The following is a 20220-nucleotide window of genomic DNA, read 5'->3' on the forward strand; positions in this document are numbered from 1 at the left end:
TGTGGTCGCTGTGGATCAAAGGCTGAACAGGGCGTCGTAGTTGTGGTACTCGGGTTTGCGTAATCCCTCCACCGCCAGCATCCGCCGCAGTTCGATGATCTCGGCCCGCTGGGCCACGATCACCCCTCTGGCGAAGCGCCGGATGGTGGGGTTGGTGCTCTTGGCCAGGGCGTCGTGGGCCATCAGCAGCGCCCCGCCGTGGTGATCGAGCATCCCCTCAAGGAACCACACCACCCGGTTGTCCTTGGTGGGGAGCTCACCCATCATCCGCATTCCATCGATCTGGGCCTGGCTCATCCGGGTGAGGCCGGAGAGGCTGTTGGGATCACCGCCGCTCGCCAGCGCCACCGGGTAAACGGGCGCCTGGGGGTACCAGGCCTTGCGCCAGAGGCCCATCGCCCGGATCTCGCCCGCCTGATCGCGCCAGATCGTCTTGCCGAGGGCTCCCACACCGGGGGATCCGATCCCGAAGACGAATTCGCTCATGCGCAGCGCCCCGGTGTGGTGCTGCACCATCCCATCGATGAAACGCAGGTCGTAGGTGGCGCCGGCCGGACCGACGTCATGGGCGTGGCCGGCATGGGCCGGGGCGGCCATCCCCGGCATGTCGTGGTGGCCTTCGTGATTCATGCCACCGGGTGGCTGGGCCAGGGCGGGGGCCACCAGGGCAAGGCTGCTGAACAGCCCGATCAGGGTGGTGGAGAAAAGGGGCGGGCGCATGGTGGCTGGATGGGATCTGCTCACCGTATGGTCTCCACTCGGCAGGAGAGTCAAGGCCTGTGGGCGCAGCAGCCCCGTGCCGGCAGGTGCTGGGTCTGGGGCGCACGCTCGGTCCCCTGCACCACCATGCCGGGTGAGGCCAACAGCAGGCAGCCGTTCTAGGCGGCGTGATGGTTAGGCACGTCTCACCTTGATCGGAGTGACCACGCTCGATGCCCGCCCACAGCTCGGGCGGACCAGGCCATGAGCAGAGCCTCCCTGACGGCTCTGCCTTGCCGGAAGCAACGCCAATCACTCATGGACGATCGCTGTGCCCATGCCGGTGATGCCCATCGCTGACATGCGGGTGCTCGTGCTCGATCGGGGCATGCTCATGCTCATGGGCATGCCAGTAGGCCTGCAGCAGATGGCTTGTGCCCTGGTCAGCCGCAGGATGCCCGTGGCTGTGGTGGAGGTCACCTCCGGATGGGTCGTGGCGGTGACGGTGGGCATGGCGGAGCGTCTGGTGCCGATGCCAGTGGGAATGATCTTCCTTGAGCAGCAGGGCCACGCCGAGCACCATGGCGGCGGCGGCCATCGCCATGGCGCCGGTGAACGGCTCGCGCAGCACCAGCAGGGAGAAGAGAAGACCCACGAAGGGGGCCGTGGAAAACACGAGGGCTTCGCGGGCCGCACCCAGGTGACGCAGCGCCAGCAGATCCAGCCAGATCGAGAGCCCGTACCCGAGCGCGCCGATGACCAACAACCCGACAAGAGCCGGCCAGGCCGGCAGGGACCCGCCGGCAACGAGGGCCAGGAGGAGCATGGGGCCGGAAGCCCCGATGGCCTTGAGCAAGGCGATCTGCAGGGGGTCGCGCAGGCTCAGGCGCTGGCTCAGGTTGTTGTCGATCCCCCAGGCCAGGCAGGCTCCGGCGATCAGCAGGGAGCCCTGCAGGGTGGCTCCGTGCAGGGAGCTCTCGGTGAGCAGCACGGCACCGGAGAGGATCAGCCCGGCCGCGATCAACCCCCTACGGCTGAGGTGTTCGCGGCCGACCAGCACCGCGATCAGCAGCGTGAACGCCGCTTCTAGGTTCAGCAGCAGCGAGGCGGAGCCCGCCGAAAGCAGGGTCAGCCCCTGCACCAGGCAGATCGGACCGACCATCCCGCCCAGCACGGTGAGCCCCAGCAGCGGTGGAAGATCTCGGCGCTGAACGGGGGACTCCTGCTGTTGCTGGCGAACCACCCCCCGCACCATCAGCAGCCCGAAGGCCGCACCGCCGTAGAGCAGCCCTGCGATCGTCAGCGGCGAGCCTTCACGGCTGAAGACGCTGATCAGCGGAGCGCTGAGGCCGAAGAACAGGGCGGCCAGCAGACCGGCGATCAATCCACGCCGTTGTGGGTTCTCCCTGGCCTTCATGGAGTGGTCGTGGACCATGGCCTCAAGCCTCTCGCACCACATTCGATCCACTTGCACCGTTCTCATCCACGTGTGCTTTCAGCTGCGAAGGCGCGGGAGCTGGATTGGGGCTACCTGCAGATCGGGCGCAGTTTGCGCGGGCTGGAGGCGGAACGGGAACGCCTCTGGTGGGCGACTCAGACGATTGTTGTGCTTGCCCTGCTGGTGGCGGGACTGGCCAGTTGGTGGTTTTCTGGTCTGGCGATGCGGCCCACGAACTGCGCGCACCTCTGGCCAATCTGCTGGCGGTGGTGGACGGTCACAGGACGCAGCCGCCGGATGACGCCGTCGACAGGGAGTTGATGCTGACAGCGGTCTACGGGCAGGGACAACGGCTGAGCCGCTTGATCAGTGACCTGCTGTTGTTGGCCCGGCTTGATGGTCCCGAGGTGGCAGCGGCAGTGCAGCCGTGCTCCTTGTCACTGATCGCGCGCGATCTGCTCGAGGAAACCAGCGAAGCGGCGGCGGCAGGGCTTTCGCTGAGGCTGGTGGATGGTGATGAAGATCTCCACGTTTTGGGGGTGGAATCAGATCTTTATCGGTTCGTGTCCAACCTGCTCCAGAACGCGATTCAATACACGCCCCCAGGCGGTGAAGTGGTGCTGAGCCTGAGGCGTGAGGGAAACCGTGGGTGGTTGCAGGTGCAGGACAGTGGGATCGGCATCACACCGAATGATCAGCACCGCATCTTCGATCGCTTCTTCCGCAGTGATCCAGGGCGCTCACGACGTCATGGCGGCACCGGCTTTGGGCTCTCGATCGTGACCGCGATCGTTCACCGCCATCGCGGTCACGATCTCCGTCGCTTCCAGGCCGGGATGCGGAAGTGTCTTCACCGTGGTTTTTCCGATCGCTGGTTAACGCAATCGCGCGGACCGCCGTGGTGCTGATAGCAACGAAAACAGTTCAGCTGGGTTTTCAGCTTCTACCACCACCAGATCGCCCTGGCCTGGGCGGGATCGGTGGGAAACGGGCGTGAGCAGGGCGGAAGTGGCTTGTGGCCTCGCATCAAATCCGGGGCAATTAACTCACGCGCAGAGATTGCCGGGTTTTTCAATGAACTCCTGGGTGCAGTTCACCCCGAGTTCTTATCACATTCTGCTGTCTTTTCCGGTGATGAAGCCGCTGAGCAGGCAGCAGATTCCGATCGCCAGAAAAAGCCAGGCAGAGAAGCCCACCAGCACCTGACCGATCGCCACACCGGCCACGATCACCAGCCAGGGGCAGCAGCGTGGCCATGGGCTGAATGGCAACAACGCAGGCCGATCCGTTGCCGAGCTGCTCGTCATCGATGGAACGGTGGGCTCCGCAGGAATCATTGGCCTGGCTGTGCGGGGCCTGGCTCGCATCCAGTCACAAGGCAGCATCAATCTTCTCTCCAACCTAATGGGCAGCAAGGTCAGACAACGCAGCCGTTGCATGGATCAACAACGAGTTGCTCCGGTTCCAAGGGGTCTGTCGCCCTTCCCCCCAGACTGAATCCACAGGCTTCCGGGGTGATGAACCAGGCTTCGATCAATCCGGCCCTGCGGCTGATCACCCTCTGGATCGCCTGGCTGCTGGCGATGCTGTTCCACGTGGACCTGGGCCTGATGCCCCTCTTCCACGGCCAGTCGCCGGAGATCCACAGCCATCTGCCGGTGGGGGCACTGCCCTGGCTGTTCGGGGCGATGCTCGGCTACTTCCTGCTGCCGCTGATCGCGATCGTGCTGATCGCCTACGCCGCCACCGCGGCCGCTCCGGCGCTGCGCTGGCGACCCTGGCGAAGGATCCACTTCTGGTTCAGCGTCGTCTACTCGATCACCAATGGTCCCCACCTCCTCGCCGACCTGCTGGTGCCCGACGCCCGCTTCGATCAGATCGTGTTGATGCTGGCCCTCACCGTTTTCGGGCTGCTGATCAACAGGGAGGCCTGGCGCTGGTGGCGCCAGGCCTGCTGACCATCTCTCAGCCGGGCTGGCGCCAGAGGCCGAGCCATTCGTCGTGGCGCGAATCCACCGAATCGGTGGCCGGCTGCCAGATCTCCGCCACCAGGCCCCCTTGGCGCAACTGGGCCTCGACCAGCTCGGGATCGCTGCCCCAGGGCGGGCCGCCGGGACGGCTGTGGCACCAGAACAGAGCCAGCAGCCAGCCACCCGGTGCCAGCAGCCGGCACACCGTGGCGATGTAGTCGTGCCGTTGGCCGGGATCGATGGCGCAGAAACAGGTGTGCTCCACGATCCCGTTGATACTCCCGGCCATGAGACCCGCTGCTTCGAGGGCCTTCCGGTCGAACAGGTCGGCCTGGAGCCACTGCAGGCTGGTTCTGGCCTCGCCATGGAGCCTGCGGGCCTCGCTCAGGGCCACCTCGCTGAGATCCAGGCCGATGGCTTGGAAGCCGAGTGTCTCCAGCAGGGCGGCCTCATGGCCGCGGCCGCAGCCAGGCACGAGCACCCGGCCAGGCGCCTGGGGCGCCTGGGGGTGGCTGCGCAGGAATCGGCTCAGCGGCGGGGCGGGCTGGCCCAGCTCCCAACCGTCGCCGCCTTCCCGGTAGCGCCGGTTCCAGAAGCTCTCAGCAGCGGCAGGCACGGAGGGGCAGAGCGGCTCAGGATGCATCAGGGTGACATGTTCGTTGGCAGTGCATGGAGCGCCTGCACCAGCTCGGGTTGCAGTGCCACCAGGGCTGCGGCCGCCTGGTTGGCGATCGGCAGCTCCAGTTGCAGTGGCAGCACGTCGCTGGGCCTGGGGTCGAGGGCGCCGATGTCGAACTGGGCCGAGGAGAGGGGGATCACTGCCTCCCCCTGCTGCACCAGTTCCTCACTGCGGTTCGGCAGCAGCCAGCTACTGCCGAGGCCATCGCTCAGTTGGAGTGGCTTCTGGTGATCCACCTCCTGCCCGGGTGAGCGGGCCGTCAGGCGCAGGCGCCAGCCGGCTGGATAAGCGGGATCAGGCTGCTCGAACAGGTTCAGGCCCCAGAGATGGCCGGAAGAATCCGTGAGCGTCCAACGCTGGGGATCGGCTCCTGCCTGGGCCTGGAGCGGCAGCAGCAGCAGGGCCAGAACCAGCAGAACAGCTGCGAACAGTGGTTTCAGGAGAGGTCGATGCAATCGCCAAGCCTCGGCAAATGAGCGCGCATGAGCCCCTGGAGATGAAGCAATCATAACGTTTTCTGCCGCATAAACGCTTACGCCGCTAATGATGAACCAGGAAAAGTCGATATCCGCCAGCCTGCTCTCCTCTGATCGGTTGCCGATGCAGCCCTTCCCAGCACCGGTATCCCTTCCCCCACCTCAGTCACCATGCCCTTCGCCCTGAACTTCGTCCACCCGCTGCTGATGTGGGTGCTGCTTGGCCTGATGCTCTATTCCGGTTACCTCGGCTTCAAGGCCAGCTTGATCCGCAAGGTGAGCGCCGAGGAACGCAAAGCCATGCTTCCCCGGCAGTTCGGCCAGCGCCACGCCCAGCTCGGTGCGGTGATCCTCGGCCTCACCCTGCTGGGCGCCGCTGGAGGGATGGCTGTCACCTTCCTCAAGAACGGCAAGTTGTTCATCGGCCCCCATCTGTTCGTCGGTCTGGCCGTTGCCGTGCTGGTGATCGCCACAGCCTCGCTGGGGCCTTCCCTGCAGAAGGGCAAGGACTGGGCCAGGAGCCTGCACGTGGCCATCAACGGAGGCGTGCTGCTGCTGTTCGGCTGGCAGGCCATCAGCGGCATCGCCATCGTTCAGAAGTTGTTGAGTTCAGCGGCATCACCCACACCCCTTGGCACCTGATCCGATGAACTCCACCATTCCTCTCCAACGGCTGGTACAGCTGGCTTGCTCCACCCTGCTGCTGGTGCTGGTCGGCGTTGGACTGTTGACGGCCCGCGTTGGTTCTGCCACGGCAGCAGAGGCCTCGCCGCCGATGGTTTCCCTGCCAGGGGGTTCGGCAGCCCTCTCCAAGGCCGTTGTGGCGATGGAGCAGCTCGATCAGCTGCGCATCTCCCTGGCCTCCACCCTCGAAGGCCGCAGCGAGGAGCCCACCATCGAAACGATGAAGGAGGTCTGCAAACCCGTGGGCCTGCGGGCCATCGCGATCGGCAAGGAGAACGGCTGGCAGGTGCGCCAGGTGGCCACCAAGTTCCGCAACCCCGACCACGCCCCCACCAACCTGCAGGAGCGCCAGGTGATCGATCTGTTCAGCCGACACCCTGAGATCAACGGGCTCTGGGAGCCGGCCGTGGCTGAAGAGGGCGTTGGGCTGAACTATTACCGCCGCATCAATGTGGAGGCGAGCTGCCTGGCCTGCCATGGCACCAAGGCGAATCGTCCAGCCTTTGTGAAAGCCAACTACCCCGACGACAAGGCCTTTGACTTCAAGTTGGGTGACCTGCGTGGCATGTATGCCGTTTACATGCCGGAGTTGAGCGCTGCGCTGGCTGTCAATCCCTGAGTGCAGACAGATAGGCATGGCTCAATCTGATTGAAGTTGGCGAATTCCAGCTGTGGTGGCGTGTCGTCTTCGTCGGTCATCATGTCGACGAAACGCTGGTCGAAGCGAATCTGGGCGAGCGGCAGCAGGCGGCGCATCCACTGGCCCTCGGCGGAGCGCTCATCGATGGCCAGATAGGCCCGCAACTGGGACTCGATGATGGCGTTGCGGCGCTCATTGGCCAACCGAAACATCAACGTGGGCAAGCCGTTGTAGGTGTGGACCGTGGCCTCCTGAGAGAACAGGATCCGTGCTGTGGATCTGGAAAAACGGCTGAAGACCAGACCGGTGACCAATGCGATCACGAACAACCCCAGCAAGGACTCGACGGTGACGAGCAGATTGCTGTAGAGGCTTGCCGGAAACAGCGCCCCGTAGCCGATCGAGCCCAGGGTATGGACGCTGAAGAAGAAGGCTTCCGCAAAGCTGGTGGTGGGTCCTGCTACCCCGGCGATTCCCTGGGGATCCAGAAAATAGAGGCCGGCGAACAGCAGGTTGAGGAGCAGGTGGCCGGAGGCGACCAGGCCGAAGAACACGGGCCAGGGAACGGCCAGCAACAAGCGGTTGGGGTAGCGCCAGTGCCGGATCCAGTTGGCCGGATTCACGGCGGAAACAATGCCGCGGTGCTTCTCAAGCCGCTCCCGCGGTCGCTGGCCCATGGCAGGCATCCCTGGCGACGCCGTCAACAATCTTAACCCCTTTATGCATGTATCCGCATTAAGCTTGTGGTGAACCCAGTTCCCCGCCCATGGCTCCGCTCAAAGGCGGCGGCCACCGCCACCACCAGGTTCTGATCGTGGGCGGTGGCTCCGGTGGGATCACCGTCGCCAGCCAATTGCTGCGGGCCCGGCCCGGCCTGGGTGTGGCGATCCTGGAGCCATCCAGCGTTCACGAGTACCAGTCGGGCTGGATCCTGGCCGGCGCCGGCCTGCTCCCCTACGAACAGACCCAGCGCTCGGAGGCCGCCGTCATTCCGACAGGCGTCATCTGGATCCACGACAGCGCGACCACGTTTGAGCCCCAGAGCAACCGGGTGATCACCGCAGACGGTGAAGTGCTCAGCTACGACGTGCTTGTGGTGGCCATGGGGCTCCAGCTCAACTGGAGCCATATCAAGGGCTTACCAGAGGCTCTCGGCCATCACGGCATCATCAGCACCTATTCCCGCGCCCACCTCGCCGCCACCTGGGAGACGATCCGCGGCTTCCAGGGGGGAACCGCCCTGTTCACCCATCCCGCCACGCCGATCAAGTGCGGCGGCGCCCCCCAGAAGGTGATGTACCTGGCCGACGACATCTTTCAGGCCACCAGCGGCGTGGGGGTGAACACCCACGTGATCTTCTGCACTGCCCTGGCGCAGCTCTATCCGGTCCCCCCTCTGCCAGGAAAGTTGACGCCTCTCCATCTCGACCATTTCCACCACCAGGGGGCCTGATGGAACCGATCAATGCGCCCTTACAGCGAGGCTGTCAAAGCTGATGTCCGCCGGCGGATGGGGCCTCCCCATCGCCAGAGCGTGACGGAGATCGCCCAGGAGCTGGGCATCCACGTGATCACCCTCTACAAATGGCGCAAGGCCTGGCGTCTGCAGGGGGAGGTGGTGCCGGCTACCCAGAAGGACCCCGAGGGTTGGGGCCCAACTGACAAGTTCACGGTGGTCCTGGAGACTGCTGGGTTCAACGCCACCGAACTCGGCGCTTACTGCCGCGAGCGGGGTCTGTTCCCCGAGCAGGTGGATCGCTGGCGCCAGGCCGCCCAGGATGCCAACGCACAGCCGCTGGTGACGATGGCCGAGCAGAAGGACCTGGAGAAGCGCCACCAGGCCGATCAGCGGGAGATCAAGCGGCTGCAGCAGGAGCTGCGCCGCAAGGACAAGGCCCTGGCGGAGGCGGCGGCGCTGCTGATGGCCTCAAAAAAGATCCAGGCCTTCTGGGGAGAGGACGGGGGCGACTGACCTCACCGTCTGATCGCCGCAAGGCCCTGGGGATCCTCGAGGCCGGCATGGCCGCGGGCGCACGGGCCCGTGAGGTGGCCGCTTTGCTTGGTGTGGGGCTCACCACCCTGCAGCGCTGGCGGCGTCAGTTCGCTGGTGATGGGGACGGCAGCGATCGCCGCAGAGGAAGCCCCCGCCATGTGGCCCATCGCCTGAGTGAGGAGGAGCGCCAGCGAATTCTGCTCACCTGCAACCAGACGGAATTCGCGGCGCTGCCGCCGGGGCAGATCGTGCCGGTCCTGGCGGATCGGGGCCTCTATATCGGCTCGGAGCGGAGCTTCTACCGGGTGCTCCATGCCCACGGCCAGGCCCACCGCCGCGGGCGGGCCCGTCCGCCCCAAGAGCCCCGTCCGGTGCCACGGCTGCAGGCCAGGGGGCCGAATCAGCTGTGGAGCTGGGACATCACCTACCTGCCCACCAGCGTTCGGGGGGTGTGGCTGTACCTCTATCTGGTGATCGACGTCTGGAGTCGCAAGGTGGTGGCCTGGGATGTGGCCGAGCGGGAAGACGCCCAGATCGCCGCTGATCTGGTCGGCCGTGGCTGTCTGCGGGAGCGGATCAGTAAGGGCCGCCGCCAGCCGCTGGTCCTCCATGCCGACAACGGCAACGCCATGCGCGCTGCCACCCTGGAAGCCCGGCTGGAGGAGCTGGGGGTGCTCAGATCCTTCTCCAGGCCCAGGGTCAGCAACGACAATCCCTACTCGGAGTCGCTGTTCCGAACGGTCAAGTACCGACCGGACTACCCCAGGCGGCCATTCCAAAGCAAGGACGACGCCTGCGCCTGGGTGGCCACGTTCGTGAGCTGGTACAACCACCAGCACCGCCACAGCGCCATCCGATTCGTGACGCCCCACCAGCGCCACAGCGGTCAGGCCGAGGAAATCTGCCGCCACCGTTCCCGCGTCTATGAGCAGGCCCGGCAGTGTCACCCCCGCCGCTGGAGCCGCTCCACCCGCAGCTGGCATCAACCGGAGGTGGTCTGGATCAATCCACCGCCTCCAGAAAACGCCAACGGTCCGGCTACTTTGTTGATCGCCGTCTGATTGGCGGCAGGGGCGTCATCTTTTCTGGCAGTCACCGGTCAAGGCTTACAGCGCCACCGTTGAGCGCGTCGTGGCGCGGCGGGGAATTGAAACCCGCCTGCTGCGCAACCTGATCGAGGTGCGCGCTGAGGAGCAGGTGGCCGTGTTCGACGTGCGGGAGGAAGGCCGTGAACCCATCCGGGAAGAGATCGGCTTCAACCTGCTGCATGTGGTGCCACCGATGGCGGCGCCGGATGTGGTGGCCCACAGCCCCCTGGCGATCGAAGGACCGGGCGGCTGGGTGGAGGTGAACAAGGACACCTGTCAGCACAAACGCCACGCCGATGTGTTTGCCCTCGGCGATGTCAGTTCCCTGCCCACGGCGAAGAGCCTGGCCGCCGTCCGCGGTCAGGCGCCGGTGTTGGTGGCCAACCTGCTGGCGCAGCTCGATGGACGCCCGCTGCTGGCCCACTACGACGGCTACATCGCTTGCCCGCTGATCACCAGCTTTCACGATGTGGTGATGGCGGAGTTCGACTACACGCTCCAGCCGGTCAGCTCCTTCCTGGTGGATCCCACCAAGGAGCGCTGGAGCATGTTCCTGGTGGAAACCCGTGTATTCCCGTGGGTGTATTGGCACCGGGTGCTCAAGGGCCGCCCGCACGAAAGCCGCTTCCTTAAGCCGTTCGCACCGCTGGTGCGCGCTCTGGGCCTGGCGCATAGGCAAAGCTGACCAAGCCCGCAAGCGAGCGGTTCAGACCGCCTGCAGTTGCCGCAACTGCTGCTCCAGACGCTGCTTGAGGCGACGCTGCACGAGGTTGCAGAGGTCATCCACCAACGGGTCGGCAACCGCATAGATCAACCGCACGCCGTCGCGCTCGCAGCTGACCAGGCCCGCCCGCTGCAACTGGCCCAGCTGGCGGCTGATGTGGGACTGACTGAACCCGGTTGCCTCGATCAGGGAGGCCACATCCATGGCGCCTCCGTGCTTGAGCTGGCAGAGCAACTGCAGACGGGCCGGCTCGCTCAGTAGCCGGAAGAAGGCGCTGAGTTCATCGAGAAGCTGGGGGCTGGGCAGGGTCTGGGGCTGGGTGCGGCGCATGGGAAGGGCTTATGCCGATGCGCGCATTATGCAGGACAAAGCCAGGGGCTGCAGGCTGGACCGTTGCTGCCGGATCAGACCATCGCCAGGCCCGCCGCGTCGAAGACGCCCTCGAACAGCACCGAGCTGAGATAGCGCTCACCGGAATCCGGCAGAACCACCACGATCGTCTTGCCGGCGTAGGCCTCTTCCGCGGCCAGTCGCAGGGCCGCCACCGTGGCGGCCCCACAGGAGATGCCAGCCAGGATGCCCTCCTCCCGCATCAACCGCCGGGCCATCTGCACCGCTTCCTCGTTGGAAACAGCCTCCACCCGATCGACCATGGCCAGATCGAGATTCTCCGGCACGAAGCCGGCGCCGATGCCCTGGATCTTGTGGGGGCCGGGCTGAACGGGCAGACCCTGCATCGTCTGGCTGATCACCGGGCTGGTCTTGGGCTCCACCGCAACAGACACCAGCGGTTTGCCCAGGGTTGTCTTGATGTAGCGGCTGACGCCGGTGATCGTGCCGCCGGTTCCCACGCCTGCCACCAGCACGTCCACCTTGCCGTCGGTGTCGTTCCAGATCTCCGGTCCGGTGGTGTCGTGGTGGATCTGGGGGTTGGCCGGGTTGGCGAACTGCTGCAACAGCACGTAGCGCTCCGGGTCGGAGGCGGCGATCTCCTTGGCCCTGCCCACGGCGCCGGTCATGCCGAGGCGACCGTCGGTGAGCTCCAGATGGGCGCCATAGGCCGTGAGCAGCTTGCGCCGCTCCAGGCTCATCGTTTCCGGCATCGTCAGCGTGAGACGAATCCCCCGCGAGGCCGCCACGAAGGCCAGGGCAATGCCCGTGTTGCCGCTGGTGGGCTCGATCAATTCCTTGCCCGCCCCGAGCAACCCGTCTTTCTCGGCCTGCCAGATCATCGCTGCGCCGATCCGGCACTTCACCGAATAGGCGGGGTTGCGCCCCTCGATCTTGGCCAGCACGGTGGCCTTGCTGTCACCGACCACCCTGTTCAGCTTGACCAGAGGAGTGCGGCCGATGCTGAGGCTGCTGTCGGCAAAGATCGTGGTCATCGTGACAAGGGATCGGTTGGAAGCTGCGTCCCTCTGGTGACGCCCCCACACCTTCGCATCTGAGGGGCAATCTCCAGCACAATGGGCCTGCGTGGGTTGACCAGTGGCCTGAACACTGGCCCGGACACTGGCCCGGACAGTGGCTTGACAAGCCTGTCAAGCAAGCTCAATACCCTCCGCCCTGACCCTGGCCCCTTAGTTTCTGCTCCATCGGCGATTGAGGACTGAACGGCGCAATGGGTTTCTCTGCGCTCCGTTCCGGTGGACCGGTCATGGTTCCCCTGCTGCTTCTCTCGATCGTGGTTCTCTCGATCGGCGTTGAGCGGTTCCGCTTCTGGAGGCGCTGGGGGCTCGGGACCCACCGCCAGGAACGACAACTGCTCGATGTTCTGCAGAGCACTGAGGTTGGGGTGCCGCGCCGCAGCCGCGAAGCCCTTGAGCTCGGCCAGCTCGATGCCGCCATGGGCCAGGGGGAAGTCGTGCTGGAAGCGGCCACCTTGATCGGTCCGCTGCTGGGCCTGATCGGCACGGTGAGCGGCCTGATGCGGATCCTTGCCGAACTCGGCCCCCAGCTCACCCTGCCGAGCGGCGGCAGCGTCGTCGGATACGGCCAGGTGCTGGTGAGCACCCTGATGGGCCTGGTGGTCGCCCTGATCGCCGCCACGCTGCTCCGGATCAACCAGGGGCTGCGCCAGTCCCAGCGCCGCCGCCTCGAACTGGCCTGCCTGCGGGGGGAACCGGACGCCCCATGACCTTTCGCATCCTGGCGATCACCAGCCTCTCCCTGGTGGTTCTCACCGCCGTGGCTGTTCTGCCCGCGGCGCTCAGCCTGCCGGAGCCCCGGCTGCGTTCCTCAGCCCCTGGAGGCCTCAAACCCGCCTGGTATGTGGTGCGATCGGGAACGGACCGCTGGTTTCTCAACGGTGCTCCGATCAGCGCCGGCAGCCTGGCGGTTCAGCTCAACGCCGATTCCAGCCCTGGCGGCGTGCGGTTCCTGCCCTCCAACGCCCTCAGCAGCGCCCAGGTCAGCGCTTCGCTGGCCTGGCTGCGCGGCCGCAGCCGTGCGCCGGTGCAGCTGGAGCTCGTTTCGGGCATCCGTCGATGACACCGCCGCTTGCTTCGCAACGGACCGGGACCGATCCGCTTTCCGCCCCCGAGCAGGGCCTCTGGCTGGCCCTGCTCGGCGCCGCTCTCGGTCTGTTCAGCCTGGCCCTTCTGCTCCTGCCCCAGCAGCTCGCCCAGGCTCCAGCCCATCGGGGCCTGGTGGTGCTGCACCTGGCGGCGGATGGCAGCCTGCGCCTCTGGAACCGTCCGCTCAGCCCCCAGCAATTGCCGGGCCTGCTGCAGCAGGCCGGTCGCCTCAACAGCCAGGTCCGGGTGCGGCTGATCCCCTCCCCCGCCACCCCCTGGGCAATGGTGCAGCGATTCATCCCCCTGCTTGAAGTCAGTGCGCTTCCTTTCGAGATTCAACTTCCCGTCCCGGATCCGGCCTCCTGAGCTCTGGCCGGCGGCCGTGCCCTGGATCCAGGCGGCCCGCCTCTCGCCCTGGCTGCTGCCGGTGGCGATCGCCGTCGCTGCCCATGGCCTCTGGCTGGCTGGAAGCAGCGTGGTGGAGCGTCCACGCCGTCCCACGCCAGTCCCGCGCGCCGCTGACAACAGCCCCGAGCTGGTGCGCTACAGCAGCCAGGCCAGCCAGGCTGGCTCCCTGGCGACAGGCCTCGGCACGCTCACCCTGCCGTTCGAGAGCAGCCTGCCGCCTCCACCGCCCGAACTGCTCGGCAGCGCACCACCCCCGCCGCCAGCAGCTGCTGGGGGGCAGGGCCGCGCTCAGCAGCAGCCGACGCTGCGCTCCCGGCCGGTCGCCCTGGCGACGCGCCAGGCAGGCACGGGGCTCGCCTGGGGGGTGGATCAGAGCCTGCCGCGCGGACTGCCGGGGGATGCCGCCACGGCCCTGGGCCTGGCGGGCCAGCTCGATGCTGGCGCTGAGCCCTCCGGAGAGAGCGGCCCCGGAGAAAAGGACGATGCTTCCAGGCTGGCCCGCAAAGCCCTGGCGGCCAGGCACCTCAGGCTCACTACCGCCAGCGATCGTCCCTACCGGATCCTCTGGGACAGCGGTTCGGCTGCGGCCAGCCGTCCGGAGGATCTGGCCAACCTGTCGGAGGGGGTGGAGGTTCGCAGGCTGCCGCTGGCGGCGGCCCGGGCCATGGGGCTGAGCCAGCCCCATGGGATCTCGGTGGCGTCGCCGGCGGGCCTGCTGCTGCTCTGGGTGAAGGGTGATGAGCTCTGGTTGATCCGCCGCTCCCCGCCGGCAGCGGCGGATCCGGCCTGAGGGAGGCCCCGCGATCAGCGGAGCCTTCAGCCCTCGGTGCGCCGGGAACCCCGCCAGTGGCTCAGGGATTGCCAGAGGAGCAGTGCCACCAGGGCGGGAATCAGGGCCATCAGCGTGAAGCGCTCGATCGGGCCATCCAGGCTGGGAAAGGTGTAGGGCAGGATCTGCTCGATCAGATACAGCCCATAGAGGCCGATCAGGATTCCTCCCTCCTGCCGCGAGATCACCCCACCGGTCCAGAAGATCGGCAGGCAGGCCAGGGTGGTGGCCACCATGATCGGCAGGTCGCGGCTGATCATCACCGGATCCACGCTGAGGCCACGGTCGCCGGAGATGAAGGCGCATCCCCCCAGGATCACCAGCTGGTTTAGGAGGTTGCTGCCTACCACGTTGCCGATCGCCAGATCCGCCTTGCCCCGCAGGGCGGCCACGATCGATGTGACCAGCTCAGGCATCGAGGTGCCCGCCGCCACGATCGTGAGCCCGATCAGGGTCTGGCTCACCCCCAGGCTCAGGGCGATCGCCGTGGCTCCCTTCACCAGGATCTGGGACCCCCAGACCAGCAGGCCCAGGCCGGCGGCCAGTTTCACCGCTGCCGGCAGGTAGCCCCCATCCGCTTCGGAGGCATCGATGTCGCCATCACCATCGGCGCCACCTGTTTCCCGGGCGGTGCGCATCTCCCAGATCGTGTTGATCACCAGGGCGGTGAGCAGGGCCAGGCCCGCCTGCCAGGTGACCCTGCCGGAGGAGGCCATGCCCCACACCGCCATCGACACCGCCAGCAGGATCGGCACATCACGGCGGATCAGCCGGCTGTTCACACTCAAGGGCAGGATCACGGCGCTGATGCCCAGCACCACCAGCACATTGAAGATGTTGCTGCCCACGATGTTGCCCACGGCGATGTCGTCGGCGCCCTGGATCGTGGAGAGCAGGCTCACGAACAGCTCCGGAGCGCTGGTGCCCATCGCCACCACCGTGAGGCCGATCACCAGCTGAGGGATGCCCAGCAGCAGGGCCAGGGCCACCGACCCCTGCACGAACAGCTCACCGCCGCCGAACAGCAACAGGATCCCAACGATGATTTCGACGACGCTCAGCACGGTGGGCAGGTCATGAGGCGTTGATTCTGACCTGTGGCCAGCAGATCTCTGCAGAAGGGGTGGCACGCAGATGTCGGGCCCTGCGTGAACATCACCAACCGGATCGGCCTGCACCATGTCCGCGGTGATGTCTTCCATAGGTTCTGCAGGCCGCGCTCGGCGAGAGCAGGGCCGCCGCCGATTGATAACCGGGGCTTGGGGCTGCCATTGGCAACACCTCTTCATCAACCCCCCAGGGAGCAGGGGCCCTTCCCTAATGTTCGATCTCCTCCCGGAACCACCAGCGCTCTGATGTCCGTCCCCCCGCCTGAGACGGCTTCCTTTGCTATGGCCGTCGTCGAGACAGCCTTCCTGATCCCGCTGTATCCCCTGCTGGGTGCGTTCTTCTCCCTGCTCTGGGTGCCGGGGCTGATTTCCCGCACCGGTCCGCGGCCATCGGGCTACATCAACCTCCTGTTCAACCTGGTGGCGTTCCTGCACAGCCTCGGGGCCTGGATCGCCTTCAACGGCACCCCGCTCAGCCGCAGCTTGCCCTGGCTTGATACCGCCGGCCTCTCGATCCGCTTCGACGCCACGATCAACACGCCGGTGCTGATCGCGATGACGATGATCTGCGGCATCCACGTGCTGGCCCAGGTGTATGCGATCGGCTATCTGGAGATGGACTGGGGCTGGCCCCGATTCTTCGGCTGCCTGAGTGTGTTCGAGGCAGGATTGTGCGCCCTGGTGCTCACCGATTCGCTCTTCTTCGCCTATGTGGTGCTGGAGCTGCTCACCCTCGGCACCTATCTGGTGGTGGGCACCTGGTTCAACCAGTCGCTGGTGGTGAAGGGGGCCCGCGATGCCTTCCTCACCAAGCGCGTCGGCGACCTGATTTTGCTGGCCGGGCTGGTGGCCCTGCTGCCGGTGGCCGGCAGCTGGAACATCAACGAGCTCAACGCCTGGGCTGAGCACGCCACCCCCAGCCCGGCGCTCACCTTGATCCTGCTGGCCCTGATCGCCGGCCCGATGGGCAAGTGCGCCCAGATTCCGCTGCACCTCTGGCTCGATGAGGCGATGGAAGGCCCCTTCCCCTCCACAGTGCTGCGCAACTCGGTGGTGGTGGTGGGCGGCGCCTGGGTGCTGCTGCGGCTGGAGCCGCTGCTGTCGGTGAGCCCCACCGTGCAGGCCGTGCTGGTGATCGTGGGCGGCACCACCGCGCTGGTGGGTGCCCTGATTGCCCTGGCCCAGGTGGACATCAAGCGGTCCATTTCTTTTCTGGTCAGCAGCTGGCTCGGCCTGCTGTTCCTGGCTGTCGGAGCCGGAGCCGGTGACACGGCCTGGCAGATGGTGCTGGTTTATCCGCTGCCGATGGCCCTGGTGCTGCTGGCCCTGGGCACGGTGGTCTCGAGCAACGTCAGCCAGGACCTCACCCAGCTGGGTGGCCTGTGGTCGCGTCGCCCCTTGATGGGCATTGCCTTCCTGGTGGGTGGCGCCGGCCTGGTGGGGCTGCCGCCGCTGGCCGGTTTCGGCGCCCTGCGCGCCATGACCGCCAGCCTCTCGGACAGCAAGGCCCCGCTGCTGCTCACCGCCGTGGTGCTGCTCACCAATGGCTTGATCAGCGCGGCGCTGGTCCGGATCTTCGGGCTGATCTGGGGCGGCAAGCCCTCGGTGTTCACCAAGCGCTCAGCCGAAGTGCTGTGGCTGATGGTGCTGCCGCCGATGGTGGCCACCGGCCTGGTGCTGCACCTGCCGATCCTGATCCACCGCGCCGGCTACGGCGAGGAATGGGGCCCGATGGCGCTGCCGCTGCTTGCTTCCACCCTGCTGGGGATCACAGCCGGTTCACTGCTTTACCTGTTCTCCACCGAGCATCTTCCCAAGCTTTCCGGCCCCCTGGCCGGGTTGCAGGAGTGGCTGGCCGCCGACCTGCACACCGAAGGCCTTTACCGCCGCACCGTGGTGGGCCTGGTGGCCGCGCTGGCTGCCATGAGCAGCTGGATCGACGGTGCCCTCGTGGATGGTTTCAGCAACCGCAGCGGCGATCTGGCCCTGGAGGGGGCGCGCCGGCTCAGCCTCAGCACCACCGGCCGGGTGCAGGCCTACGCCTTCACCGTGTTGGTGGGGGTGGTGTTGATGGGGCTGTGGATCCTCACCCGCCACACGCCCGCCTTCCTCTCCCTCTGAAGCAGACCACCGAGATCTTCCATGCTGCTCACCCTTCTGCTGCTGCCTCTGGCGGCTGTGCTGCTGCTCTGCCTCGCCCCCCTGCCGGGGCCGTGGCCCCGCCGTCTGGCGGTGTTTGCTCCGGCGGTGCAGTTGCTGCTGCTGCTTTGGCTGGCGGGCCATCCGGTGCCGGAATTCCGCCAGGCCTGGCTGCCCCAGCTCGGCCTGGAGCTGCACCTGGGCCTTGATGGCCTCTCGCTGCCGCTGGCCGGCCTCACCTCCCTGCTCTCGTTCATGGCGGTGTTCGCCACGCCGATCAGCCAGCCGCGGCGCCGCTTCTTCTACGCCATGGTGCTCGCCACCAATGTGGGCCTCATGGGTGCGTTCCTGGCCTGCAACGGCCTGCTGTTCGTGCTGGCCTACGAGGTCACGCTGATCCCCACCACCTTGCTGGTGGCGGTATGGGGCGGCGAGCGGCGCGCCACCGCCGCGATCCGTTATCTGATGTATGGGGCGGTGTCGGGGATGGCGCTGCTGGCCGGCGTGCTGGCCCTGGCCCTGCTCAACCGCAACGGCTTCAGCTTCGCCTACACCGACATGGCCCAGGCGGTGCTGCCCGAGGGCGCCAGCCGCTGGATCCTGGCCCTGCTGCTGCTCGCCTTCGGCCTCAAGATGCCGATCTTCCCGCTGCACGGCTGGCAGCCGCTCACCTACAGCCAGGCCTCCACGCCCGTGGCCATGCAGCTGGCGGGAGTGGTCTCGAAGCTGGGGGCCTACGGCCTGCTGCGTTTCGGCATCGGCATGCTGGGCGACACCTGGGCCGAATGGTCGCCGGTGATCGCCCTGGTGGGCATGGTGAGCGCCTTGTATGGCGCCCTCAATGCCATCGCCCAGACGGACATGCGCCGCCTGGTGGCCTTCAGTGCGCTTGGCCACATGGGCCTGCTGGTGCTGGCCCTGGCGGCTGCCACGCCGTTGAGCCTGCAGGGGGCCGTGGCCCAGATCCTGGCTCAGGGCATGATCGTGGCGCTGTTGTTCTGTCTGGTCGGCAAGATCGAGGCGAAAACGGGCACCACCGAAATCGCTGCCCTCTCCGGCTTGATGAACCCCACCCGGGGCCTGCCCTTCACCCTGGGCTTGCTGCTGCTGGCGCTGATGGCCGCGGCCGGGGTGCCCGGTCAGGCCGGCTTCCTGGCGGAGATGGTGGTGTTCCAGGGCAGCTGGCCGGTGTTCCCGCTGCCCACGCTCGGCTGCATCCTGGCTTCGGGCCTCACCGCCGTGTATGCCGTGCGCCTGTTCAACCGGGTGGGCTTCGGCCGCCTCGACAACAAGACCGCCGACTACGTGAGCACCACCTGGGTGGAGCGGTTGCCGGCCCTGGCGCTCTCCTTTCTGGTGATTCTGGCGGGGCTGTGGCCCCAGATCCTGCTGGGCTGGAGCGAGGACACCACCAGCAGCCTCGCCCTCTCCCGCCCGCCGATCAACACCCTGGCGGTGCTGTCACCAGCCGCGTCCCTGCCTTCCCTGCACCTGCCCACGCTTCTCCTGCCCTCCTCCCTGGCGCTCCGGCCATGACCGTCACCACCCCCACCACGGCCCTTCCCCCTTCCACCCACCCCTTCGCTGAAGTGGTGGAGCGGCTCGAATCCGGCGGCTCGATGCTGCCGGACACGCCGGAAAACCTGATGCAGATCATCGGCATCTACAAGGCCTATGCCGTGCCGATGGACTTCTACTGGCGCGATCTGCTCTACATCGCCGAGCGGGTGTTTCTTGATCCCCTGCCGGCCTTCAAGTATTTCCCGAGCCAGGAGTATCTGGATCTGCCCAATTCCTATGCGGGCGATGATTCCAAGCTGCGCATCTGGCGCGGGCCGGCCACGGCCCATCCGGAGTTGCTGGAGTTCATGGAGAAGGGCGAAGCCGGCAAGCTGCCGAAGCTGCTCCATCACCTCTGGCACGACCGCATCAACATGGAGTTCGCCGAGGCCTGCATGGATGCCATGTTCTGGCACCAGGGCATGGGCGGCCGCTTCTACGACTACCTGGAGAGCGACGTTTACAAGGCCAACGCCGAGCGGGCGATTCTTGCCTACTTCAAGGGCAATCCGCTGATGCTGGGCCTGCACAAGCTGTTCCCGGAGATGTTCCTGGAGCAGGTGCGCAAGCTGAGCTACTACGCCAATCTCGGCCTGTTTTGGGAGGTGATGGCGCCGGTGTTCTTCGAGATGAGCGACATCTACGACGAAGGCGGCTTCTCCGGTGTGCCGGCCGCGATGGATTTTCTGGTGAACGGCATCTTCGCGGTGGCCGGCCGGCCGATCTACCACCACGTGTACATCGGTGGCGAATGCATCGAGATCATCCCCAAATCGGAGGGTTTCACCTGGTTGTATGAGGCGGCCCTGCCCTATGTGGAAGCGGTGTTTTATCGCACGGCACCGTTCCGTGGCACCAAGAGCTATAACGCCCAGGCCGGCCAGGTGCCCTCGGAGCAGGCCGATTTCCACTACGGCATCCTCTACGCCGATGTGTTCCCGGTGGGGTCGGCCGGCATTCCGCCCACCCTGCTGATGCAGGACATGCTCCACTTCCTGCCGCCCTATCTGGTGGAGCTCTACCGCACCCACAAACGCGGCGAAGACGACATCCTCGTGCAGCTGGGCATCACCTTCCAGCGCTCCATGTACAACGTGACCTCCGCCGTGATCCAGGCGCTGCGCTGCGCCCTGCTGTTTCCCCTTGATGATCCCGATCCGGAACACCTCAAGGCCAACCGGGCCTTCTTCGAAGCCCAGATGGATCGCTTCCTCCGCCCCGAGGCCCGCCTCCGGGATGTGCAAACCCAGGACTACCGCTAGAGATTC

General features: G+C 66.4%; 22 protein-coding genes and 1 pseudogene. 14 read left to right on the top strand and 9 right to left on the bottom strand.

What is annotated here, in order from left to right; translation table 11 throughout:
- Window positions 1–15: 15 nt before the first annotated feature.
- Together ACXMDY_RS01330 and ACXMDY_RS01335 are read right to left on the bottom strand one after the other, a co-directional pair.
- Complete coding sequence (locus tag ACXMDY_RS01330; RefSeq protein ID WP_457767262.1) at window positions 16–720, bottom strand: DUF305 domain-containing protein; 705 nt, start codon at window positions 718–720, stop codon at window positions 16–18.
- A gap of 295 nt (window positions 721–1015) precedes the next feature.
- Window positions 1016–2134 carry an EamA family transporter gene (locus ACXMDY_RS01335; protein ID WP_457767263.1) on the bottom strand — a complete coding sequence of 373 codons (1119 nt, stop codon included), beginning with the start codon at window positions 2132–2134 and terminating at the stop codon, window positions 1016–1018.
- 206 nt (window positions 2135–2340) lie between these two features.
- Between ACXMDY_RS01335 and ACXMDY_RS01340 the strand changes: the two genes are divergently transcribed.
- The gene (locus tag ACXMDY_RS01340; RefSeq protein ID WP_457767264.1) at window positions 2341–3045 is read left to right on the top strand and encodes a sensor histidine kinase; all 705 of its coding nucleotides are present in this window, start codon (window positions 2341–2343) and stop codon (window positions 3043–3045) included.
- Window positions 3046–3246: 201 nt separating this feature from the next.
- On the opposite strand, the gene ACXMDY_RS01345 is transcribed toward ACXMDY_RS01340, so the two are convergent.
- A complete protein-coding gene (locus ACXMDY_RS01345; protein WP_259701463.1) occupies window positions 3247–3444 on the bottom strand; it encodes a hypothetical protein in 198 nt (65 codons plus the stop codon).
- Between the two features lie 210 nt (window positions 3445–3654).
- On the opposite strand from ACXMDY_RS01345, the gene ACXMDY_RS01350 reads away from it, so the two are divergent.
- Window positions 3655–4095, top strand: coding sequence for a hypothetical protein (locus ACXMDY_RS01350; RefSeq protein WP_259726880.1), 441 nt, complete (start codon window positions 3655–3657; stop codon window positions 4093–4095).
- 7 nt (window positions 4096–4102) lie between these two features.
- Here ACXMDY_RS01350 and ACXMDY_RS01355 read toward each other — a convergent pair whose 3' ends face one another.
- Together ACXMDY_RS01355 and ACXMDY_RS01360 are read right to left on the bottom strand one after the other, a co-directional pair.
- Window positions 4103–4723, bottom strand: a complete 621-nt coding sequence (locus ACXMDY_RS01355) for a methyltransferase domain-containing protein (RefSeq protein ID WP_457767265.1) — start codon at window positions 4721–4723, stop codon at window positions 4103–4105.
- A gap of 26 nt (window positions 4724–4749) precedes the next feature.
- Window positions 4750–5241: a DUF3122 domain-containing protein gene (locus ACXMDY_RS01360; protein ID WP_457767266.1), complete on the bottom strand. Its 492-nt coding sequence runs from the start codon at window positions 5239–5241 to the stop codon at window positions 4750–4752.
- 192 nt (window positions 5242–5433) lie between these two features.
- Between ACXMDY_RS01360 and ACXMDY_RS01365 the strand changes: the two genes are divergently transcribed.
- The gene (locus ACXMDY_RS01365) at window positions 5434–5904 is read left to right on the top strand and encodes a DUF4079 domain-containing protein (RefSeq protein ID WP_259731333.1); all 471 of its coding nucleotides are present in this window, start codon (window positions 5434–5436) and stop codon (window positions 5902–5904) included.
- Between the two features lie 4 nt (window positions 5905–5908).
- A complete protein-coding gene (locus ACXMDY_RS01370; protein WP_259726884.1) occupies window positions 5909–6565 on the top strand; it encodes a Tll0287-like domain-containing protein in 657 nt (218 codons plus the stop codon).
- On the opposite strand, the gene ACXMDY_RS01375 is transcribed toward ACXMDY_RS01370, so the two are convergent.
- Window positions 6523–7263, bottom strand: a complete 741-nt coding sequence (locus tag ACXMDY_RS01375) for an ion channel (RefSeq protein WP_457767267.1) — start codon at window positions 7261–7263, stop codon at window positions 6523–6525. The genes ACXMDY_RS01370 and ACXMDY_RS01375 overlap by 43 nt on opposite strands.
- Before the next feature lie 89 nt (window positions 7264–7352).
- Between ACXMDY_RS01375 and ACXMDY_RS01380 the strand changes: the two genes are divergently transcribed.
- From ACXMDY_RS01380 to ACXMDY_RS01390, 3 genes and pseudogenes are all read left to right on the top strand, one after another.
- The gene (locus tag ACXMDY_RS01380; RefSeq protein WP_457767268.1) at window positions 7353–8039 is read left to right on the top strand and encodes an FAD-dependent oxidoreductase; all 687 of its coding nucleotides are present in this window, start codon (window positions 7353–7355) and stop codon (window positions 8037–8039) included.
- 12 nt (window positions 8040–8051) lie between these two features.
- Window positions 8052–9640, top strand: a pseudogene (locus tag ACXMDY_RS01385) (IS3 family transposase).
- Window positions 9641–9710: 70 nt separating this feature from the next.
- Entirely contained in the window at window positions 9711–10352 is a 642-nt protein-coding gene (locus tag ACXMDY_RS01390; protein ID WP_259702516.1) for an NAD(P)/FAD-dependent oxidoreductase, read from the top strand.
- A 21-nt stretch (window positions 10353–10373) separates the two neighbouring features.
- Here the strand turns inward: ACXMDY_RS01390 and ACXMDY_RS01395 are convergent, their stop codons facing one another.
- Together ACXMDY_RS01395 and cysK are read right to left on the bottom strand one after the other, a co-directional pair.
- Window positions 10374–10721 (bottom strand): ArsR/SmtB family transcription factor, encoded by a 348-nt coding sequence (locus ACXMDY_RS01395; RefSeq protein WP_259702515.1) that lies wholly within the window; start codon window positions 10719–10721, stop codon window positions 10374–10376.
- Window positions 10722–10795: 74 nt separating this feature from the next.
- Window positions 10796–11776 carry a cysteine synthase A gene (gene cysK, locus ACXMDY_RS01400; RefSeq protein WP_259702514.1) on the bottom strand — a complete coding sequence of 327 codons (981 nt, stop codon included), beginning with the start codon at window positions 11774–11776 and terminating at the stop codon, window positions 10796–10798.
- A 272-nt stretch (window positions 11777–12048) separates the two neighbouring features.
- Here cysK and ACXMDY_RS01405 point away from each other — a divergent pair, with 272 nt between their 5' ends.
- Genes ACXMDY_RS01405 through ACXMDY_RS01420 form a run of 4 tightly spaced genes read left to right on the top strand, consistent with a single transcriptional unit; the run spans window position 12049 to window position 14105 of the window.
- Entirely contained in the window at window positions 12049–12528 is a 480-nt protein-coding gene (locus tag ACXMDY_RS01405; RefSeq protein ID WP_259702513.1) for a MotA/TolQ/ExbB proton channel family protein, read from the top strand.
- Window positions 12525–12881 carry a hypothetical protein gene (locus ACXMDY_RS01410; protein ID WP_259702512.1) on the top strand — a complete coding sequence of 119 codons (357 nt, stop codon included), beginning with the start codon at window positions 12525–12527 and terminating at the stop codon, window positions 12879–12881. Before ACXMDY_RS01405 ends, ACXMDY_RS01410 begins: the two co-directional genes overlap by 4 nt.
- Entirely contained in the window at window positions 12878–13273 is a 396-nt protein-coding gene (locus ACXMDY_RS01415) for a hypothetical protein (protein WP_259702511.1), read from the top strand. Before ACXMDY_RS01410 ends, ACXMDY_RS01415 begins: the two co-directional genes overlap by 4 nt.
- Window positions 13274–13289: 16 nt before the next feature.
- Window positions 13290–14105: a hypothetical protein gene (locus ACXMDY_RS01420; protein WP_259702510.1), complete on the top strand. Its 816-nt coding sequence runs from the start codon at window positions 13290–13292 to the stop codon at window positions 14103–14105.
- 26 nt (window positions 14106–14131) lie between these two features.
- On the opposite strand, the gene ACXMDY_RS01425 is transcribed toward ACXMDY_RS01420, so the two are convergent.
- Window positions 14132–15217, bottom strand: coding sequence for a calcium/sodium antiporter (locus ACXMDY_RS01425; protein ID WP_259702518.1), 1086 nt, complete (start codon window positions 15215–15217; stop codon window positions 14132–14134).
- Between the two features lie 282 nt (window positions 15218–15499).
- On the opposite strand from ACXMDY_RS01425, the gene ACXMDY_RS01430 reads away from it, so the two are divergent.
- The 3 genes from ACXMDY_RS01430 to ACXMDY_RS01440 are packed head-to-tail and all read left to right on the top strand — an operon-like array spanning window position 15500 to window position 20214.
- On the top strand, window positions 15500–17374 hold the full coding sequence (locus ACXMDY_RS01430; protein ID WP_457767269.1) for an NAD(P)H-quinone oxidoreductase subunit F: 1875 nt from the start codon (window positions 15500–15502) through the stop codon (window positions 17372–17374).
- Between the two features lie 21 nt (window positions 17375–17395).
- Window positions 17396–18928, top strand: coding sequence for an NADH-quinone oxidoreductase subunit M (locus ACXMDY_RS01435; RefSeq protein ID WP_259702508.1), 1533 nt, complete (start codon window positions 17396–17398; stop codon window positions 18926–18928).
- A complete protein-coding gene (locus ACXMDY_RS01440; protein ID WP_259702507.1) occupies window positions 18925–20214 on the top strand; it encodes a CO2 hydration protein in 1290 nt (429 codons plus the stop codon). The genes ACXMDY_RS01435 and ACXMDY_RS01440 overlap by 4 nt, the downstream gene beginning before the upstream one ends.
- Window positions 20215–20220: the final 6 nt, after the last annotated feature.

The organism is Cyanobium sp. ULC082, from assembly GCF_977927535.1.

Excerpts from the sequence above, each read along its gene's own strand:
- ACXMDY_RS01330 (WP_457767262.1), bottom strand. The coding sequence starts at position 720 with ATGCGCCCGCCCCTTTTCTCCACCACCCTGATCGGGCTGTTCAGCAGC.
- ACXMDY_RS01335 (WP_457767263.1), bottom strand. The coding sequence starts at position 2,134 with ATGGTCCACGACCACTCCATGAAGGCCAGGGAGAACCCACAACGGCGT.
- ACXMDY_RS01345 (WP_259701463.1), bottom strand. The coding sequence starts at position 3,444 with ATGACGAGCAGCTCGGCAACGGATCGGCCTGCGTTGTTGCCATTCAGC.
- ACXMDY_RS01350 (WP_259726880.1), top strand. The coding sequence starts at position 3,655 with ATGAACCAGGCTTCGATCAATCCGGCCCTGCGGCTGATCACCCTCTGG.
- ACXMDY_RS01365 (WP_259731333.1), top strand. The coding sequence starts at position 5,434 with ATGCCCTTCGCCCTGAACTTCGTCCACCCGCTGCTGATGTGGGTGCTG.
- ACXMDY_RS01370 (WP_259726884.1), top strand. The coding sequence starts at position 5,909 with ATGAACTCCACCATTCCTCTCCAACGGCTGGTACAGCTGGCTTGCTCC.
- ACXMDY_RS01375 (WP_457767267.1), bottom strand. The coding sequence starts at position 7,263 with ATGGGCCAGCGACCGCGGGAGCGGCTTGAGAAGCACCGCGGCATTGTT.
- ACXMDY_RS01380 (WP_457767268.1), top strand. The coding sequence starts at position 7,353 with ATGGCTCCGCTCAAAGGCGGCGGCCACCGCCACCACCAGGTTCTGATC.
- ACXMDY_RS01395 (WP_259702515.1), bottom strand. The coding sequence starts at position 10,721 with ATGCGCCGCACCCAGCCCCAGACCCTGCCCAGCCCCCAGCTTCTCGAT.
- cysK (WP_259702514.1), bottom strand. The coding sequence starts at position 11,776 with ATGACCACGATCTTTGCCGACAGCAGCCTCAGCATCGGCCGCACTCCT.
- ACXMDY_RS01405 (WP_259702513.1), top strand. The coding sequence starts at position 12,049 with ATGGTTCCCCTGCTGCTTCTCTCGATCGTGGTTCTCTCGATCGGCGTT.
- ACXMDY_RS01410 (WP_259702512.1), top strand. The coding sequence starts at position 12,525 with ATGACCTTTCGCATCCTGGCGATCACCAGCCTCTCCCTGGTGGTTCTC.
- ACXMDY_RS01415 (WP_259702511.1), top strand. The coding sequence starts at position 12,878 with ATGACACCGCCGCTTGCTTCGCAACGGACCGGGACCGATCCGCTTTCC.
- ACXMDY_RS01430 (WP_457767269.1), top strand. The coding sequence starts at position 15,500 with ATGTCCGTCCCCCCGCCTGAGACGGCTTCCTTTGCTATGGCCGTCGTC.
- ACXMDY_RS01435 (WP_259702508.1), top strand. The coding sequence starts at position 17,396 with ATGCTGCTCACCCTTCTGCTGCTGCCTCTGGCGGCTGTGCTGCTGCTC.
- ACXMDY_RS01440 (WP_259702507.1), top strand. The coding sequence starts at position 18,925 with ATGACCGTCACCACCCCCACCACGGCCCTTCCCCCTTCCACCCACCCC.